The sequence below is a fragment of the Chryseobacterium sp. FH2 genome (genome assembly GCF_001045455.1).
GTDB lineage: Bacteria > Bacteroidota > Bacteroidia > Flavobacteriales > Weeksellaceae > Chryseobacterium.
The window spans coordinates 455,835-475,226 of the sequence record NZ_LFNE01000001.1; the positions used below are offsets into that span (position 1 = coordinate 455,835).

Annotated in this window: 16 protein-coding genes; 5 read left to right on the forward strand and 11 right to left on the reverse strand. The window is 35.4% G+C overall.

Translation table 11 applies throughout. From position 1 onward, the window contains the following. Window positions 1–30 precede the first annotated feature (30 nt). From ACM39_RS02270 to ACM39_RS02295, 6 genes are all read right to left on the reverse strand, one after another. Window positions 31–1,305: a DUF6080 domain-containing protein gene (locus tag ACM39_RS02270; RefSeq protein WP_048509376.1), complete on the reverse strand. Its 1,275-nt coding sequence runs from the start codon at window positions 1,303–1,305 to the stop codon at window positions 31–33. 74 nt (window positions 1,306–1,379) lie between these two features. Further along, window positions 1,380–2,231 carry a T9SS-dependent choice-of-anchor J family protein gene (locus tag ACM39_RS02275; RefSeq protein WP_082140502.1) on the reverse strand — a complete coding sequence of 284 codons (852 nt, stop codon included), beginning with the start codon at window positions 2,229–2,231 and terminating at the stop codon, window positions 1,380–1,382. Window positions 2,232–2,317: 86 nt separating this feature from the next. Beyond that, window positions 2,318–3,859 (reverse strand): protein adenylyltransferase SelO, encoded by a 1,542-nt coding sequence (locus ACM39_RS02280; protein WP_048509378.1) that lies wholly within the window; start codon window positions 3,857–3,859, stop codon window positions 2,318–2,320. 74 nt (window positions 3,860–3,933) lie between these two features. After that, the gene (locus ACM39_RS02285; RefSeq protein WP_048509379.1) at window positions 3,934–6,309 is read right to left on the reverse strand and encodes a transglycosylase domain-containing protein; all 2,376 of its coding nucleotides are present in this window, start codon (window positions 6,307–6,309) and stop codon (window positions 3,934–3,936) included. 6 nt (window positions 6,310–6,315) lie between these two features. After that, on the reverse strand, window positions 6,316–6,780 hold the full coding sequence (locus tag ACM39_RS02290) for a gliding motility lipoprotein GldH (protein WP_048509380.1): 465 nt from the start codon (window positions 6,778–6,780) through the stop codon (window positions 6,316–6,318). Further along, window positions 6,773–8,206, reverse strand: a complete 1,434-nt coding sequence (locus tag ACM39_RS02295) for a stage 0 sporulation family protein (RefSeq protein ID WP_048509381.1) — start codon at window positions 8,204–8,206, stop codon at window positions 6,773–6,775. Before ACM39_RS02295 ends, ACM39_RS02290 begins: the two co-directional genes overlap by 8 nt. A gap of 275 nt (window positions 8,207–8,481) precedes the next feature. Between ACM39_RS02295 and ACM39_RS02300 the strand changes: the two genes are divergently transcribed. The 5 genes from ACM39_RS02300 to ACM39_RS02320 all read left to right on the forward strand — a co-directional run bounded on the left by ACM39_RS02300 (window position 8,482) and on the right by ACM39_RS02320 (window position 14,375). Next, window positions 8,482–9,717, forward strand: coding sequence for an OmpP1/FadL family transporter (locus tag ACM39_RS02300; protein WP_048509382.1), 1,236 nt, complete (start codon window positions 8,482–8,484; stop codon window positions 9,715–9,717). 11 nt (window positions 9,718–9,728) lie between these two features. Continuing rightward, window positions 9,729–11,279 carry a G-D-S-L family lipolytic protein gene (locus ACM39_RS02305; protein WP_048509383.1) on the forward strand — a complete coding sequence of 517 codons (1,551 nt, stop codon included), beginning with the start codon at window positions 9,729–9,731 and terminating at the stop codon, window positions 11,277–11,279. Window positions 11,280–11,364: 85 nt separating this feature from the next. After that, a complete protein-coding gene (locus tag ACM39_RS02310; RefSeq protein WP_048509384.1) occupies window positions 11,365–12,303 on the forward strand; it encodes a ribose-phosphate pyrophosphokinase in 939 nt (312 codons plus the stop codon). 55 nt (window positions 12,304–12,358) lie between these two features. Beyond that, window positions 12,359–12,997 carry a 50S ribosomal protein L25/general stress protein Ctc gene (locus ACM39_RS02315; RefSeq protein ID WP_048509385.1) on the forward strand — a complete coding sequence of 213 codons (639 nt, stop codon included), beginning with the start codon at window positions 12,359–12,361 and terminating at the stop codon, window positions 12,995–12,997. A gap of 157 nt (window positions 12,998–13,154) precedes the next feature. Continuing rightward, entirely contained in the window at window positions 13,155–14,375 is a 1,221-nt protein-coding gene (locus tag ACM39_RS02320) for an aminotransferase class V-fold PLP-dependent enzyme (protein ID WP_048509386.1), read from the forward strand. A gap of 39 nt (window positions 14,376–14,414) precedes the next feature. Here ACM39_RS02320 and ACM39_RS02325 read toward each other — a convergent pair whose 3' ends face one another. The 5 genes from ACM39_RS02325 to hemA form a co-directional block, all read right to left on the reverse strand. Continuing rightward, window positions 14,415–15,071 carry a hypothetical protein gene (locus ACM39_RS02325; RefSeq protein WP_048509387.1) on the reverse strand — a complete coding sequence of 219 codons (657 nt, stop codon included), beginning with the start codon at window positions 15,069–15,071 and terminating at the stop codon, window positions 14,415–14,417. A gap of 208 nt (window positions 15,072–15,279) precedes the next feature. Then, window positions 15,280–16,311 (reverse strand): uroporphyrinogen decarboxylase, encoded by a 1,032-nt coding sequence (hemE, locus tag ACM39_RS02330; RefSeq protein WP_048509388.1) that lies wholly within the window; start codon window positions 16,309–16,311, stop codon window positions 15,280–15,282. Window positions 16,312–16,354: 43 nt separating this feature from the next. Beyond that, the gene (locus ACM39_RS02335) at window positions 16,355–17,038 is read right to left on the reverse strand and encodes a uroporphyrinogen-III synthase (protein WP_053073287.1); all 684 of its coding nucleotides are present in this window, start codon (window positions 17,036–17,038) and stop codon (window positions 16,355–16,357) included. Window positions 17,039–17,074: 36 nt separating this feature from the next. After that, window positions 17,075–17,983 carry a hydroxymethylbilane synthase gene (gene hemC / locus ACM39_RS02340; RefSeq protein WP_048509389.1) on the reverse strand — a complete coding sequence of 303 codons (909 nt, stop codon included), beginning with the start codon at window positions 17,981–17,983 and terminating at the stop codon, window positions 17,075–17,077. Continuing rightward, window positions 17,970–19,244, reverse strand: coding sequence for a glutamyl-tRNA reductase (gene hemA / locus ACM39_RS02345; protein WP_048509390.1), 1,275 nt, complete (start codon window positions 19,242–19,244; stop codon window positions 17,970–17,972). The genes hemC and hemA overlap by 14 nt, the downstream gene beginning before the upstream one ends. Window positions 19,245–19,392: the final 148 nt, after the last annotated feature.

Below are 19,392 nucleotides of genomic sequence, written 5' to 3' on the forward strand. Positions count from 1 at the left end.
AAAAAAAGCTGAGGAATTCCTCAGCTTTTTTTATTGATAATATTGATGTAAAAACCAAAAGAATTCTGTTATTCTCAAGTAATTATTAAGGACTAAATAAACAAATAAAATACCCGTGACAACAGTTAAAAATGATAGTATTTTCGGTGATGATTTATATGAATAGAACAGCCAACCGATTGATAACGGATATACAAAAACGAAATGCCCTCCATAAATAAAAGAAGTGTGTAAACCAAACTTCAGGATACAATGAACAATAATATCCACAACGAAAGAAATCATCAATATCTGGACTAATTTATTCTTAAAATTTCTAAGATAACTCCAACAAATTAATATCAATAAAACAGCAATAAAAATATAAGGGATCCAGGAAGAATAAACATCCATAAGCAGAGCTTTAAAGTAAAAGCCTTTCATATTATGTTTATTTCGGATAATAAAATCTGAAAAAAGAACGTTCCCGCCAAAAAAATAAGATAAAATCATGTCCCAAGTGGGAGTTGTTTTTACATTTGAAAATTTTTCATATTGCTCGCTGGTCTTGCTGAAAATAGTCTTGTATTTAAAGTCAATTCTATTTAAATACAATAAAATAAAGCAGAGGCAGGTAAATGAAACTCTCAAAACTGCATTTCCAAATCTCTTCCAACTTTTAAATAAATCTTTTTCAAAAAAAACAGGGATAAATACTTTTAGAATGTTGGTTATAGTGAGTCCGCCAATCGTAATGCCGGCTAAAGCAAGTGGAATTGCAGGGATTATTTTGTTCTTTTTAATTTTTATTGCAACATAATAATTATACATAGTCAATAAAAAGAACGTATAAGTAAAATTTTCCGGGGTGAAAGAAAGTAGAATATTTGTTGAAAAGATTCCAAAAAACAGGATAATTAGAAGACTTATAGAATTTGGTAATCTGATTATATTTTTTAAATATTTAAAAACCTGAAGGATACTTAAACTTATGGCCAAATTACTAAACCAAGCTAATGTTAATCGAAATACAGCGTTTGTTTTTCCATCTGAAATGAATAAAGCAATTTCTCTTATCCAATTAAAGAAATAATAGGATAGAGGATGTCTTTCGAAGCTGCCACCCGTCATTACAATAGCTTTGTTATCAAAACTGAAATAGGCATCCCAAGGAATCCTGTCATCAAAAATGATTCGATAATCAAGAGCTATATACCATCCTAAAATACCATAAGTAATAAGAAAAAAAACAAATACAGCCAACTCCGGGTATGATGAGGGTATGATGAGTTTGAAAAAGTTATAAAGTTTTGATTTAAAAGACACTTTTAGAATTTTTGCAAAAATAAAATAAAAAAACTCACCAAGAGTGGTGAGTTCTAAACATTATGATAATGTAATTATTGTTTGATTACTTTTTCTGAAGTTATTGTTCCGTCACTAAACTCAACTTTAATCAGGTAAGTTCCTTTTGGAAGAGACGATAAATCGGCTTTCTCAGAATCTGTTTTTAGTAAAGATCTACCAGTCATGTCTGCAATTGTAGTTGATCTTACTTTTTTGTCTGTTTTAATGTTGATTTCTCCTTTTGTTGGGTTAGGATAAATGACTGTAGAAGATTTTGCTTTTGAGATTTCATTTGTAGAAAGGGTAGTGCTAGATGCAAGCACTTCTACATCATCAATTGAAACGATGTCTGCATCTGTTGCTACGTAGCGAAATCTAATTTGAACATTTGCTTGTCCTATATATGGAGTTAAGCTAACTTGTACTGGGACAATGTTTTGATTGTAAAGATCTGTGTCTGGATCCCCGTCTCCATCGTCTATAAATCCGGGTTCGTCATCTTCATTCCATAGTGTCGTCCAAGATGCACCACCATCAGTTGAAATCTGAGCGAATAAATCACCATAATCACCAGCAATCATGTAAGAATATCCAACAACCGCTTTAAATTTTAATACAGGGCTCGTTGCTCCTACTAAACTGAATGAAGGACTGACTAAATTTGCCGTATTTGCAGAAGCGGTCCAATTTACAGAAGCCGATTTTGCGCCCGCAATAGTGTATTCAGCTTGGCCGGCAGCATTGAAATTTACAGTAGTAAAGTCCCAAGGTCTTGTGCTAACAGTAGAGGATCTTGTCCATCCTGTTGGAGGGAAAGTAGTTCCTTCGAAGTTTTCAGACAATAACGTTTGTGCATTGCCTAAAAAACATGATAGAAGTGTTAATGAAAGTAGAATTTTCTTCATGACAAATTTTTTTATAAAAGTAAGAAAAAAATAAAAACTATGCTGAAAAAATAATATAAATTATAAAAATATGGATATTTCGTAATTTACGAGCTGCAAGAAAGCATCGAACATCCTGCAATATCATTATATTTTGACGGTCTTTTCACAGAAAACTCAGGATAAATTTCCTGATAAGGATTTTGCAGTGCCTTTATTAGCTTTTCAAATAATTCAGTTTTTCCAATGTTAATTTCTTCAATACATTCAAAAAGTAAATAATTTCTCAAGATGAATTTCGGATTTGTCTTTGTCATAAGTTCAATTGACTCTTTGTTTGAAATTATATTCTTCTCAAGCCTTTTATTATAGGTTTTGATAAAGTTTTTAATCTTAGATACTTTTTCACTGTCCAAAATAATGTAAGACACATTCTCAAACTGGAATTTTAAATCAATTTTATCATCAAATTTTTCAAGCTGGTTAAAGAATAAAGTGTAATCTAGCTGTAATTCCTGCATAAGACCTTGCCAATTTGTGAAAAATTCCTCGTCACTTTCTAAAAGTTGATCAAAACCAAATTTTCTGCAAAGCATATTGTCATGAGCGTTCCAAAAATAATCTCCAAATTCATTTAACGTTTTTTCTAAAAACTGCTCATCCTGAATAATTAAGTGTAATGCATTTGCCAATTGCCAAAGATTCCATTGAGAGATTTGCCCTTGCTTTCCGAAAGCATATCTTCTTCCGGGTAAATCTGTCGTGTTTGGAGTGAAATTTAAATCATATTCATCCATCATTGAATAAGGACCATAATCAATAGTTAATCCGAGAATTGAGATATTATCGGTGTTCATCACTCCATGTACAAAGCCAACTCTAAACCATTCAACCATCAAGTCAGCTGTTTTTTTACAAACTCTTTCAAAAAAATCTTTATATTTCTGAATCCCTTCAGATTCTATTTCGGGAAAATAGTTTTCAATGGTAAAATCTACTAAATCCTGTAATGTTTTATGCTCTTTCTGGGCAGAGATTAATTCATAATGACCAAAACGAAGAAAGGTTTCTGCTGTTCTTATCACTACAGCTCCTTTTTCTTCTTGAGGGTTCCCGTTATACATAATGTCTCTCACAACATTTTCTCCGGTAAAAGCTAAACTTAATGCCCGGGTAGTAGGAATCCCTAAATGAAACATAGCTTCACTCATCAAATATTCTCTAACCGAGGACCTCAGCACAGCTCTTCCGTCTGCATGTCTGGAATAAGGAGTTGCTCCCGCACCTTTCCATTGGATTTCTGTTTTCTGGCCTAAACTGTTTATAATTTCTCCGGCAAGAATTGCTCTTCCGTCTCCCAACTGGCCTGCCCAGTTTCCGAATTGATGGCCTGCGTAAGCTGTAGAATAGGTTTGAATATTCTCAGGAAGATTACTTCCTACCAAAAAATCAAGATCTTGTTCTTCAAATTTTCCTAAGCCTATTTCTTCTGAAAGTTTTTCATTAAAAACAATTAGTTCCGGATGCTCAAAGCCGGCAGGTAAAACCGTCGAAAATAAAACTTTTGGAGTGGTTCGCTGCATAAGATTTCCGGAAAAGTCACCGGGAAATATCTTTATAAATGGTTGTTTGATATTTTCAATATTCATAAATCAAAGATACTAATAATAAAAAAAGACCTCCCAAATTGTTTGAAAGGTCTGATATATTTCTAAAAGAGAATTTATTTATTAAAATCTACTTCTTCAGAAGTGTTGAGATTTTCATTTACATTCTCATCTTTTTTACCTGGATTTTTTGGAGTACTAGGTTCTACAGGTCTTGGATTTTTGATTTCGTCAATTGTCTGAAGGCCTCCGTCGTCACCATAACCTCCGCCAATTCCTTTTAGATCTGAACAGCCGTCTTTCCATTCTGATGGTTTTGTGAATTTGTCATCAGGTGAAATTCCTAAACTTTTATCAGCCCAGACTTTCTTCATGTAAATCGCCCAGATTGGTAAAGCCATTTTAGCACCTTGTCCTTCACCTGTTCCTAAGAAGTGAGTGGCTCTGTCTTCCCAGCCTACCCAAGCTCCTGTTGCCAGTTTTGGAGTAATTCCCATGAACCAGCCATCGGAGTTATTCTGAGTTGTACCTGTTTTAGCTGCTATTTCCACGGCTTTTGAAATTCCTCTTCTTCCAAGCTCTCCGGAAGCGGTTCCGTATTGTGCAACACCTTTCATTAATTCAATCATGGTATAAGCATATAACGGGTTCATTACTTCTTTAGGCTCTACATTTACTTCTTTGATTACTCTGCCATTGGCATCTTCAATTCTCCAGATCATTTCCGGTTTATTGTGATTTCCATAATTGGCAAAAGTACTGTAAGCTCCAAGCATTTCGAAAATTGTAATGTCTGACGAACCTAAAGCAATTGTATTGTTTCTTGGAATGTCTTCCGTCACTCCTAAATCTCTTGCAGTTTGAATTACGGCATCCACACCTGTCATTTCGATAAGACGAGCCGCAATCGGGTTCTGAGAATGTGCTAAACCATCTTTTAAGGTTAGCATTCCCCCTCTTCCGGGAACATGCCATCCTTTATGATCATAGGTTCCGTTTGAGACTGTTGAGCAGGGTGTCATTCCTAATTTCATAATTGCAGTAGCATATACGAAAGGTTTGAACGTTGAACCAACCTGTCTTTTTCCTTGCTTGATGTGGTCATACTGGAAGTGTTGCCAGTCAATACCACCAACCCAGGCTTTAATTTCACCTGTTCCGGGAACCATAGACATCAAACCTGCCTGAGCAATCTGTTTGTGATATCTGATAGAATCCCAAGGCGACATTTCAACTTCTTCTTCTCCGCTCCAAGTAAAACGTGATGTTTTGATCGGTTTGTGGAATTCCAATAAAATTGAATCTTCCGAAACCCCCGCAGCTTTCAATTGTTTGTAACGTCCGGTTCTTTTCATAGCCTGGGTCATTACATCATTAATCTGCTTGTTTGTCAAATAATAAAAAGGTCTGGTTTTTCTGCCTCTCTGTTCTGCATCAAATCGTCTTTGAAGATCTGTTAAGTGCTCCTTGATTGCCTCTTCGGCATATTTCTGCATTTTAGAATCAAGAGTTACATATATCTTTAATCCGTCTTTATATAGGTTTAATTTTTTACCGGTTTGCTTTTCGTAATCTTTAAGGTAAGTGTCAATTTCCTTCTTTAAGTAAAACTTATAATATGCGGAGTAGTCATCACTAATATTTTTGATTGGATGATAATCTAATGTAATAGGTGTTCCAACAGCTTTATCAAAAGTTGTCTGATCGATGTATCCGGTTTTTAGCATTTGATCCAAAACAACATCCCTTCTGGCTTTAGCCTTTTCAGCATTTCTCATTGGGTTGTTTTTTACCGGATTTTCAAGCATGGCAACAAACATTGCAGCTTCCGGTAAAGTAAGGTCGGATGTTTTTTTGTTAAAATAGATTCTTGAAGCCATTTCAACTCCGTTTGCATTGTATAAAAAGTCAAACTTGTTGAAATATAAGGTTACAATTTCTTCTTTGGTATATCTTTTTTCAAGACTTACGGCCACCACCCATTCTTTCAGTTTCTGGAAGGCTCTCTGAAATTTGTTCTGAGAAGCACTACCGGTAAAAAGTAGTTTTGCCAACTGCTGGGTAATTGTAGAGCCCCCGCCTCGTCCGCCTCCATAAGCAACTGCTCTGGCGATAGATTGTAAATCGATTCCGGAGTGTTCTTTGAAGCGTTCATCTTCTTTAGCCTGTAAAGCATATACCAGAAACGGAGGAAGATCTTTATAGGTAATAGGTTGTGTTTTTTCCTTTTCAAACTTTCCTAATAAAATCCCATCAGAAGAATAAATTTCAGAGGCCACGTAGATGTCTGGATTTTCAAGTTCCTTTACATCAGGCATTTCCCCAAGAAAACCTTGAGAAACAGCGAAGAAAAGTCCTGAAATTCCTAAAACTAACGCAATGAGCCCAATCCAGATAAATGTTACCCACCTTTTCCAGATAGTCTTCTTTTTTTTGGGAGGAAGGGGGAATGTTTTTCCCTTGCTTCCTGTTTTTTGTCTGTTTTCTTCCATTTATGGTTACGGTTTTGCCGTTTCTATTTTTACTCCAATGTCTTCAATTCCCGGGAGGATGTCATTTCTCATTGCTTGTATCAAGCCGATTTCATATTTCCCTTTTGCCGGAAATTTATAGTTCAGTTTATACTGAAACAAAGTTTCCTTCGTGTCACCAAATCCTGTACCAAGCCATTCACCGTTTGGTTTTGCAAGAATATAATTCATTGTATCGGTTTCCTTTTTCTTACTTTGAAAATTGGTGAAATTTACAATAAACCTGATATTACTATAAGGATAATTATTGTTATTTCTTACAACAAATATAATGTTTTTAGGATTTTGCGGATCTGAAATTTCAAGATTAAATTTTTGTTCACTTTTCTTATTCCATTTGCTATCAACGGAATTCATGATGACTTCTCCTTCTGAAGAAGAGTTGCAGCCAAAGAAAAGGATAAGGGTAAATAATCCTAAAAGTTTACGCATTGTTGTCTTTTTTTGGAGGAAATTTCTTTTTGAATTTTTTCTTGTTCGGATTTTGCTGAGGCTTTTTGTCAGAATCAGAAGGTGTAACGTCTGCTTTTTCTAACTGAGCTTTTGGCTGTTGGTGATGAGACTTTTGATGTCTCGGTTTGTTATTAGAATTAGCATTCGGGTTCTGATTTACTGTTTTTTCCTGTCTCTCAGATCTTTCTGATCTGTCAGGGGTTTCGTTTCTTTCTGGTCTTTCCGGTCTGTTTTTTCTTGGTCCCTGACTTTGGTTCTGACCATTTTGATTATTATTTGGTCTGTTTTGATTCTTGTTTTTATTGAAACCTCTGTTTTTCTTCTCGAATCTGTCAACATTATTTTCCTGAATCAAATCAATAGTTTGTAAAGGTGTATCAGGTTGTTTCAAATCCTCAAGAGGCAACGTTCTTTCACCTCTTTTATTTTTAGCGATTAATTTTTTAACTAAATCAATGTCAAAATCATACCACGCCATAGAGCTGTCAACGTAAGCAAACCACATTTTCTTTTTAAAAACGTCAATTTTAATACAAAAAGCCCTTCCTTTTTCTGTGTCCAACATCGTTGAAGAAGAAGGGAAATTGCTTAGCGCATCCAGATAACTGTCTAATTCATAATTAAGACAACATTTAAGCTTACCGCACTGCCCTGCCAATTTTTGAGGGTTGATACTCAATTGCTGATATCTTGCAACATTGGTATTGACAGATCTGAAATCCGTTAACCAGGTAGAGCAACAAAGTTCTCTTCCGCAAGAGCCGATACCTCCAACTTTTGCAGCTTCCTGCCTGAAGCCGATTTGTTTCATATCGATCTTAGTACGGAATGTTCCTGCATATTCTTTAATCAACTGTCTGAAATCTACACGATTGTCTGCAGTATAATAAAACGTAACTTTTGAGGCGTCTCCTTGATATTCAACATCTGTAATCTTCATTTCAAGATTCAGTTTGTGAGCTATTTTTCGGGCCTCTATCTTTACGCTATCTTCTTTTTTTCTGGCTTCCTGCCAAACTTCAAGATCTTTCTGGTTGGCTTGCCTGTATATTTTTAGTGCCAATTCTTCAGAAAATTTCTTCTTTTTCATCTGAATTTTTACTAATTCGCCGGTGAGACTTACCACACCTACATCATGTCCGGGACTTGATTCTACTGTTACTACACTACCTATGTGTAATGGAATATTATTTACGTTTTTAAAAAACGATTTTCTGTCATTTTTAAATCTAACTTCCACAAAATCACACCTGTTTTGGGCAGGATTACTGATGTTTGAAAGCCAGTCGAAAACACTTAATTTATAACTATTACCACAGGTATTTACATTTTCACAGCCATTCGCGGTTTTCTTGGGTCCGCAAGAATGTGCAGAATCGCCGGATGTTTTACATCCACAACTCATATATTATATATTTAATTTGCAAATTTAGAGATTTTTATCTTTATGTAATTCTAAATTAATCAAATATTCGTAAACATCATTGTTTAATATTAAACAAGAAATAAGATGGTGGATAGGAAATTTATTAATTGACTAGTAATTACATATTTAAGGTTGATTTATAGTAAAGTGTTATTTTAAACATAATTTTCTTTCTTTATATTGTTTAAAAATTTAAGATTTATTAACAGATGTAACTAAAATAATTTTATATTTGGGTTATATAATAATAGTCTATGAAAAAAATCTTAGTATCAACTGCATTATTGGCGGGTGTTTTATCTTACGCAGGAGGCTTTAGAGTATCTTTGCAAGGGGTAAGACAATTGGCAATGGCACATACAAGTGCACATGCCGAAGATGCGAGTGTGGCATTTTTTAACCCGGCGGGTATGTCATTCATCCCTTCGAAACTGAGTATAGCTGTAGGAGGTTTTGCAGCAGGTAATAAAGTAACTTTCCAAAATACAAATACCCTGCAAAGCACAGAAACGGATAACCCTATTGGAACTCCTCTGTATGCTGCGATTGCTTACAGGCCTGTAGATAAATTATCAATTGGTTTTAGTTTTTCTACACCTTTTGGTAGTACAATCAAATATCCATCTGATTGGGAAGGAAAAGAAATGGTACAAAAGCTAGAGCTTAAGAGCTTCTATTTCCAGCCGATGATTTCCTATAAATTTAATGACTGGTTTGCTTTTGGTGCAAGTTATATTTATGCAAGAGGAGACGTGAAATGGGATAAGGCTATTACGCAATTTGGTGGTGAACTTAATCTTGACAGTAAAGCAAGCGGACATGGATATGGCTTTGGTTTCTATTTCAGACCCGATCCAAAACTCGATGTAAGTGTTGCTTACCGTTCGCCTGTTGATATGAAAGCTAAGGACGGAAAGGCTTCTTTCAGCTTCCCAACATCTACTATTTATCCATTGTTAGGGCTGGATGCATCAGGACAGGATAATTTCTCTGCAACGTTACCTTTGGTAGAAGAATATACAGTTGGTTTAACTTACAAGATTACTCCCAAATGGTTGGTTTCTGCGGACTTCAACTATCATGGATGGGAAAGATACGGGCAGTTAACGTTGGATTTTGCTAAAGCTCCGGTTGGAAATCAGCCTGCAGATCCTACGGTTTCTGTTTCTCCTAAAAACTTTAAGAATTCAAAAACATTCAGATTGGGAACTCAATATGCGTTTACAGATATGATCTATGGTCGTCTTGGTGCTTATTACGATGAATCTCCATATACTGATGAAAACTTTATTCCGGAAACACCTTCGTATAATACTTATGTAATAACAGGAGGAGTTGGATTTAAACTAAAACAATTCGGAGTTGATATTGCAGGGGGATATGCGATGCCTCAGGCAAGGGACGTGAAAAATAGTTACCTTGGTTTCTACGGACAGTCTACAGCTACGGCATTTTATGTAGGTCTAGGTTTATCTTATAATCCTTTTTAATTGGAAAGACTATGAAAAAAATTATAATTTCTACAATCGCTGTTTCTGCGTTGCTTTTTACAACAGGTTGCGAACATGAATTCGATACAGATGTAAAAGATGTTCAAGTTTCTAAAGGGGAAGCTGATTTTACTAAATATATTTCTTTAGGAAACTCATTGACTTCCGGCTATAGAGACGGTGCTCTTTATGCCGATGGTCAAAATGAATCTTATCCTTCCATGATTGCTCAGCAAATGAAACTAGTAGGAGGGGGAGAATTTAAGCAGCCTTTAATGGCAGACAATAATGGAGGTTTGCTTCTTGCTACACCGGGAGGTAATGTACAGATTGCGGACACAAAACTTTATATTGATAGTTTTATTAATGGTGCTCCGGATTTAAAAAATGCTAATAATAATACAGCAACTACAGTAACGAATACTGTTTTACCTGGTTATTATAATAATATGGGGGTTCCGGGAGCAAAAGTGGCTCATTTATTAGCTCCGGGTTACGGAAATGTTCAGGGAGTTATTCCAAAAACGGCTAATCCATATTTTGTAAGATTTGCATCAAGCCCCACCACTTCGGTTATTGCAGATTTTAAAGCTCAAAATCCTACATTTTTCTCTTTATGGATAGGTAATAACGATGCTTTATTGTATGCTTTAGCGGGTGCTGACAGCTCTGTGGAAACTTTGACACCTCCGGCTCAGTTTGCTCAATATTATAATGCGTTGATTAATGAGATTGCGAGTACAAATGCCAAAGGTGTTATTGCCAATATTCCTAGTGTAACGTCTATTCCTTCTTTAACTACAATTCCTACAAATCCTCTGACAGCTGCTGTTTTAGGAAACGGAAATGTTGCAGTGGGAGAAGCTACAATTGATAATCTCAATACAAATGTATACGGGCCTTTAAGCCAGATTCTAACAGCTTTGGGCGCGGGAGACAGAATTAAACCCCTTTCTAAAACAGCGTCTAACCCATTGCTTATTAAGGATGAAAGCTTAGCTCCATTAGGTGCTCAAATTACAGCAGCAGCAGCGGCTTCAGGAAATGCTCAATTAGTTGCTTTGGCGGCTTATTTTGGAGCTACTTATGGGCAGGCAAGACAGGCGAAAGCAGGAGATTTGGTGCCTTTAACAACAAAAGCGGCAATAGGTACACTTGAAGCTGTTCCTCCGGGCGTGCCTGCAAGTCTTGGAGCTAGAGGAGTTGCTTATCCATTTGCGGATAAATATATTCTGATTCCATCTGAAATTACAGAAATCAACACAGCTATTGATGCTTATAATGTTACAATTAAAGCTGCTGCAGCTTCAAAAGGATATGCTTTTGTTGATGCTAACAAAAAAATGGATGAGCTAGGTTCTCAATCTGGAGTTTCTTGGGATGGAGTAAAATATACCGCTAAATTTGTAACAGGTGGCGCTTTTTCTCTTGACGGAGTTCACCTTACAGGTAGAGGATACGCTATCATTGCTAATGAATTTATTAAAGCAATTAATGCTACTTATAAATCTACATTACCACAGGTAAACGCAAACAATTATTCAGGAATTAAGTTCCCATAATAACGGATAAAATAAAAACTTAGAAACCACAAGACTAATTCTTGTGGTTTTTTTTTAAATTTGCAAAATCTTTTAAAAAGTAAAAATGGCCGATCAGTTAAGTTATCTATTTAGTACAAGGACGAGTAAGGACTTGGCAGAGAAAATTGCCCAGCATTATGGGCAGGAATTAGGAAAAATCAACTTTCAGGAGTTCAGCGACGGGGAATTTGAGCCCGTTTTGGATGAGTCCGTAAGAGGAGGAAGAGTTTTCTTAATTGGATCTACATTCCCTCCGGCAGACAATCTTTTAGAGCTTCTTCTAATGATTGATGCGGCAAAACGGGCTTCTGCAAAAAGCATTACCGTTGTACTTCCTTATTTTGGGCTTGCAAGACAAGACAGAAAAGACAAACCAAGAGCCCCTATCGGTGCAAAATTGGTTGCTAATCTTTTGACTGCGGCTGGAGCAACGAGAATAATGACAATGGATCTTCATGCGGATCAAATCCAAGGTTTCTTTGAAATTCCGGTAGACCATTTATATGCATCTACAATTTTCGTAGATTATATCAGAAATCTAAATCTTGATAACCTTACTATTGCTTCTCCGGATATGGGAGGGGCAAAGAGAGCTAAAAACTATGCAGGTCACCTTGGGGCAGACGTAGTGATTGCTTATAAGGAAAGAAAGAAAGCGAACGTGGTGGAAGAGATGTTCCTTATTGGAGACGTGGAAGGGAAAAATGTGATTCTTATTGATGATATGATTGACACAGCAGGTACGCTTTGTAAAGCTGCGGAAATCTTAATGGAGAAAGGTGCAAAATCTGTAAGAGCAATGGCAACTCACGGAGTGCTTTCAGGAAAAGCCTACGATAATATTGAGGACTCAAAATTATTGGAAGTTATTGTAACTGACTCAATTCCTGTGAAAAATAATTTGTCATCTAAAATAAAAGTGCTATCTTGCGCCCCATTATTTGCAGATGTTATGAAGATGGTTCATGAGCATCAATCAATTAGTAGTAAGTTTATTATTTAATTGATTTTCAAAGCATTGCAAAATAAAAATAAAACAATTTTTTAAATTTTTATAAATGAAATCTATTACAATTCAAGGTACAAAAAGAGAAAGCGTGGGCAAAAAGTCGACAAAAGCTTTACGTGATGCTGAATTAGTTCCTTGTGTTGTTTACGGAGGTGGCGAGCCATTGAACTTCTCTGCAGAAGAGAAAGCTTTCAAAGGGTTGGTGTATACTCCTGAAGCACACACGGTATCTATTGAAGTTGACGGACAGATAATTCCTGCAGTTCTTCAGGATATTCAGTTCCACCCGATTACAGACAAAATTCTTCACGCAGACTTCTATCAGTTATCTGACGACAAACCGGTTATCATGGAAGTTCCAGTAAGAATTACAGGACGTTCTAAAGGTGTTGTGGCTGGTGGTGTTTTACGTCAGTCTTTCAGAAAATTGAAAGTAAAAGCTATTCCTGCCAACTTACCTGATGAGGTGGTTGTAGATGTTACTCCGTTAAGAATCGGAAACAAACTTTATGTTGGAAGTCTTAAAACTGAAGGCTATTCATTTGTACATCCTGACAATGCAGTTGTAGTAGCTGTTAAGATGTCTAGAAATGCAATGAAAGGAGGTGCAGCAGCTGTGGATGATGAAGACGAAGAAGAAGTAACAGCTGAAGGAGACGCTCCGGCAGCAGAAACTGCAGCAGAATAAGAATTTCTTATTTAAATAATATAGGACCTGCCAATTTTGGCAGGTTTTTGTTTTTTGGGATTAAATTTATAATTGCTTTCATTCAATATCTTTCGAAAAAAAAGGCGTAAATTTGAAGAGTTCTAAATAAGGGCGTTTTAATTTAAAATTTTAATAAATGTTTGACATTCAGGAAATCAGAAGTCAGTTCACGATATTAAATCAGCAGGTGAACGGTAAACCATTGGTTTACTTAGATAATGCAGCAACATCCCAAAAACCGGATTCAGTTTTAGAAGTTTGTCATAAATATTATACAGAGCTTAATGCAAATGTTCATAGAGGGATTCATACACTAAGTCAGTTAGCTACTGAGGAAATGGAACTTTCGAGAAGAAAAATCCAGAAATTCATTAATGCTGAGCATGATTTTGAAGTTATTTTTACAAAAGGAACAACTGAAGGATTGAATCTTATCGCTTATATTTTAACCCAAAAGTTAAAAAAAGATGATGAAATTATCATTTCTTATCTGGAGCACCACTCAAATATTGTTCCCTGGCAATTACTTTGTGAAAGGACCGGAGCAAAATTAAGAGTAATTCCGATTGATGAAAACGGAATCCTTCAGCTTGATTATTTGGATGAATTTTTAAGTGAAAAAACAAAAGTTGTTTCCGTAAATCAGGTTTCGAATGCATTGGGGATAATAAACCCTATCGAAGAAATTATTGCTAAAACAAGAAAAAATTCAAATGCTTATATTGTAATTGATGGTGCTCAATCTGCTCCGCATTTTACCATTGATGTTCAGAAGCTGGATTGTGATTTTTTTGTGTTTTCAGGGCATAAAATGTATGCTCCGATGGGAACGGGTATTTTATATGGGAAACAGGAAATACTTGAAGATTTACCACCATTTCATGGAGGAGGGGAGATGATTGCAACGTGTTCTTTTGATGGAACAACTTATGCAGGGCTTCCCTTTAAATACGAAGCGGGAACTCCAAATGTAGGGGGAAATATTGCTTTAGGGGCTGCTATTGATTTTATTCAAAAGGTGGGTCAGGAAAATATTCAGAATCATGAAAATGCTTTGCTGGATTATGCTCAAAGACATCTTTTGGAAATCGGAGGATTAAAAGTTTATGGCGAAAAAGCCAATAGAACAGGGGTTGTCTCTTTTAATTTGGAAGGGATAGGAATTTCTTCTGATGTAGGGATGATTCTGGATAAAATGGGTATTGCGGTAAGAACAGGACATCACTGTACACAGCCTATTATGGATTTCTTTAATATAGCAGGAACGGTAAGAGCGAGTTTCGCAGTTTATAATACTTTCAGTGAAATTGATTTGCTTGTAGAAGGAGTCAAAAAGGCACAGCGAATGTTGTCTTAAATAAAAAAAACCTCTGAACGTTCAGAGGTTTTTTATGTGTTATTTCCAGAATTCCCACCACTTTGGATAAATTTTAGGAAGCTTTGGTTTTACTTGTACAGGATCTGGAGCATTTCTGAAATGAGCTTCGGGGTTGGAAATATTTAACTTGTCAAAAATAATTTTTGCATGTCGGTCACCCTGAAGAAAAGTCTTAATGAACATTGCGACCATATTTTTATGACTGTCAGGAAAACTATCCATATTATTTTCGATAAAATTTAAAACATATTCTCTCTTTTCTTTGTGAGATGTTCCTATTTTTAGATAAAACTGCAATGCATTTTCGCCTCGGAATTTACTGTTGCTAAGAATAATATTTTCTAGATAATACATTTGTTCACCCTCATAATGATTGGCTATCATGATTAAAACAATGTAAAGAAATTCTTCTGCAAGATCTCTTGGATTCAAGCCAAATTCTGATTCGAAAAGATAAATATCTGTGACATCATTAAGGTTTGGAATTTTTGAAACTTCCTCCATTCTGTCTAAAGCAGTAACAATTTCTTCGCTTACCAAATTGGTTTGTCTTTTCTTTAAAAAGAATTTTGCGCTTTCTAATATTTTTTCATAAGCTTCATTGTTTATTGTTTTTCTTTGTTCTGAAGATTGTCTTTTGTATTCTTCGATTTCAAAATCGGTATTCTCTGTCATCTTATTTGGGTTATTATTTTAATGATAATAGATATTAGCAATATAACAAATTTAAAATTCTATATCTAATAGGAAAGAGGGAAAGGTTAAAAAGCTTTTATTACTGAGATTAACACATTAGTTTTACTCATAAAAAATCCCTTTCAGCAATATTGAAAGGGATTTAAATGTTGTATAAAAGTTTATCGTTCCGTAGAATCCAAATTAATTAAACATTCGGTTTCCAATCCACAACGGCTCTGATAAAGGCTTCCGCATTTTCCAAAGGGATATTAGGTAGGATTCCGTGACCTAAATTGGCAATATATCTGTCTTTTCCGAAACGGTTGATCATTTCATTTACCATTTTCTTGATTGTTTCAGGAGTAGAATGCAGTCTCGCAGGATCAAAATTTCCCTGAAGTGTCATGGTGTGATTTGTTAAAGTTCTTGCAAATTCAGGATTGATTGTCCAGTCGACTCCTAAAGCTGAAACAGGTGATTGAGACATTTCTTCCAAAGCAAACCAACATCCTTTTCCGAAAACCACAACGTGAGTCAACGGGCTTAGTGCTTCAACGATTTGGTTGATATATTTCCAAGAAAATTCCTGATAATCAGCCGGAGAAAGCATTCCTCCCCAAGAATCGAAAACCTGAACTGCAGATACGCCTTTTTCTACCTTTCTTTTCAGATAAGCAATCGTAGTATCGGTAATTTTCTGAAGTAACAAATGAGCAGCTTCCGGTTGTTGAAAGCAGAAAGATTTTGCAACATCAAAAGCTTTACTTCCTTTTCCTTCTACACAGTAGCAAAGAATTGTCCAAGGAGAGCCTGCAAAACCGATTAATGGAATTTCATTGTCTAATTTTTGTAAGGTCAGTTCAATAGCATCAAAAACGTAACCTAAAGTATCGTTCACATCCGGAACGATTACATTCTGCACATCTTCCATCGTTCTGATTGGATTATCCAACCACGGACCAACATTTTCCTTCATTTTAAAATCAATTCCCATGGCTTGAGGAACTACCAAAATATCAGAGAACAGAATCGCTGCATCCAAAGGATATCTTCTGATAGGCTGTACTGTAATTTCAGAAGCAAGTTCCGGAGTCTGACATCTTGTGAAGAAATCATATTGGTCACGAAGGGCAATGAATTCCGGCAAATATCTTCCGGCTTGTCTCATCATCCAAACTGGTGGTCTTTCTACGGTTTCTCCGCGAAGTGCTTTTAAATATAGGTCGTTTTTAATCATAATGTATTACACTAATATTGCCATGAATGACAATTAAAATATATCAATTTTTGTTTGAAATTTCCTTTCGAATCAGTTTTAAAACAGACATCAGATTATTTCCTTCTGAAGTAAAAATATGTTTTGATGTAAATTTTTTAAGTTCATTTGAAGTAGTTTCTCCAATCGAAAAAAGCATTATATCATGAAAAGAATTTTGCTTTGCAAAACTACGAACTCCACTCGGACTAAAAAAGACAGCGGCATGATATTTTTCAGCTATCAGGGGATTGATTTCCTCAGTGTTGTAAATTGTAATTTTTTTATACTTAATATTTTGCAGAGGAAGGTTTCTGTCAAGTACATCCAGTGCCATGTTCCCGCAAAAATGTAAGAATGTTTCATGCTGGCAATGACCAATGATAAATCTTGAAAGCGAATCTGCGTTTCTTAAAACTTTAAAAGTTCCGAAACCATACTTTCTTAATTCTCTTTTTGTTTTTTCACCAACACAATAGATCTTATTGTAATTTTTTGCCGTAAAATCTTCGTTTGGTTTGAAATTGTTTTTAAAAAAAGAAGTTACTCCATTCACACTTGTAAAAATAAGTGAACTGTTTTTTAAATCAAACGGATGGGTTGTAATAGGATTTGTCTTAATTACCTCAACACAATCAACAACAATATCATCTCCTAATTCTTTGGATATAACGGATTGGTCTATATTTTTGGTAAATAAGATTTTCATTTCAATAAAAACTTGAGCAGGCAAGGATAATTATTCTTATATCTGGTTTTTAATCTCCGCCATCAATTCCTTCCCGCCGTTTTCAAGAACAATTTTCGCAAATTTTTTCCCGAAGTTTTCTTCTTCATTATATTTGAAACTCTCATCAGTCGCAATACAGTTTTTGCCATCTAATGAACAAAGTGCTGCCTTGAAACGGATTTGATCTTCGAAAATCTCAGCAAAAGCTCCGATGGGTGCAGTACAGCCTCCTTCAAGGGTGTTTAGGAAATTTCTTTCCATTTCTACACAGATTTGCGTTGGCTTATGGTTGATTGAACTAAGAATTTCGTTGATTTCTTTTTTGTCAGAATGTCCCGCGATAGCAATTACACCTTGTGATGGAGCAGGAATTAAAAATGGCAGCATTTCGTAATCAATGTCCATTTTCATTCTTTTGATTCCGGCTAATGATAAAATGGTAGCATCGAAATCTCCATCTTCCAGTTTTTGAAGTCGGGTCTGTATATTTCCACGTATATCTGAGAATTCTGCGTTCGGATAATTTTTTAGCCAAAATGCTCTTCTCCTTAAGCTGCTTGTTGCCAGTTTTAGTTCGTGAAATTCTTTATTTCTTGCAGATTCTCTTCTGATTAAGACATCCTGAGGAAAATCTCTTTCCAGGCAGGCTATGATTTCCAGGTTTTCCGGTAGGTTTGTAGGGACATCTTTCAGAGAATGCACGGCAATATCAATCTCGTCGTTTAATAATGCGACATCAAGATCTTTTGTAAAAACTCCCGTAATTCCCAATGAATAAAGAGGTTGATTAAGATTTTTATCACCCGAAGATACAATAGGAACAATATCTGTTAAATAGTTGTTGTTTTGAAGATGCCTTGCAACTTCTCTGGCCTGCCAAAGTGCAAGTGCGGAATTTCTGGTTCCGATTCTAATGCTTTTCATTGAATTCGTTGTTTGGTTGTTCAACTAATATTTCGTGCATTAATTTACTAATTTCTTCGGCTTTTAACGGATTATCGATGATATATTTTGCAAAACGGTTCGTTATTTTCTGAATCATTTTATCGGAAAGTTCCATATCCGTGATATTTATATATCTGTTTTTTCTGTAAAAATTGTGCATTTCATTGCGTTCCATGTTCTTTAAAACTGCTTTGAAATGATGAATATTGGGTGCCAGTTTTCTCTTTTTTTCCCATTCAAGGAAATCTTTTGTCATTTCCTTGATGATTTTTTCAGCTTTCGGAATTTCTTTTTCTCTTTGCTGAATAGTTTCCTGGATTTGTTTTGAAAGTTCATCAACATCTATTAATGTCACATTTTCATTTTCAATAACATCTTTATCGACGTTGTTTGGGATAGAAAGGTCGATCACCAAAGTTTCTCTCCCGTTCGGAAAATGAGATTTATTGACAATCGGGTGTCTTGCTCCGGTTGCAACAATTAGTATATCTGTATTATTTAATTCTTTATCAAAATCAGAATAATCAATATGGGGAATATGATATTTTTCAGAAATTTTTGCTGCCGTTTCCTGGGTTCGGTTGGCAATTTTAATTTTTGGCTGATAAACGTGTTTTACCAAATTCTCAACGGTATTTTGCCCTATTTCACCAACTCCCAACAAAAGAATATTTTTTTCGGTAATTCTCTTTTGGTTGTTTAAAATATAGTGAACTGCTGCATAAGAAACAGAAGCGGCTCCGTTGGAAATTCCTGTTTCATTTTTAATTCTTTTCGAAATCTGAATCGCGGAATTAATCGCTCTTTCTAAAAAAGGATTAGAATTTTGTCTTTCTTTTTTGAATCGGTTGTATGCTTTTTTGATTTGCCCGATGATTTCAAAATCTCCAATAATCTGACTTTCCAGACCCGCAGCTACCCTGAATAGATGCGTTAAAGCTTCCTCCTTGGTGTGGATGTTGGCAAATTTGATAAAATCTGTAAACTGCACCCCGATAGTTTTGCAGTATTCTTCTGCTACCAAAAGGTAATTTGAAGAGGTGGTGTAAATTTCGGTTCTGTTACATGTAGAAACCACAAAAGCATCCCCTAAATCTTCATCATGAATTCGGGTAACAAAGTTCTTGATATTTTCATCAAAGAATGCAAATTTACCCCTTGTTTCTACATCGGCCTTTTCAAAGCTAATGGAAAGTACGGCAAAATTCGATGTTTGATGGATGTTGGAATACTGTAACATAAACGGGGCAAATTTACGCTTTTTTTAGTTAATCATTTTCTGATACTGTATATGATAATTATCGTGAAAAACTATTTTTGGTTGGTTCTAAATAACATTGCAAATATTGAGAATTTTGAAATTTTGAGTTATCTTTTTAATGAATTTT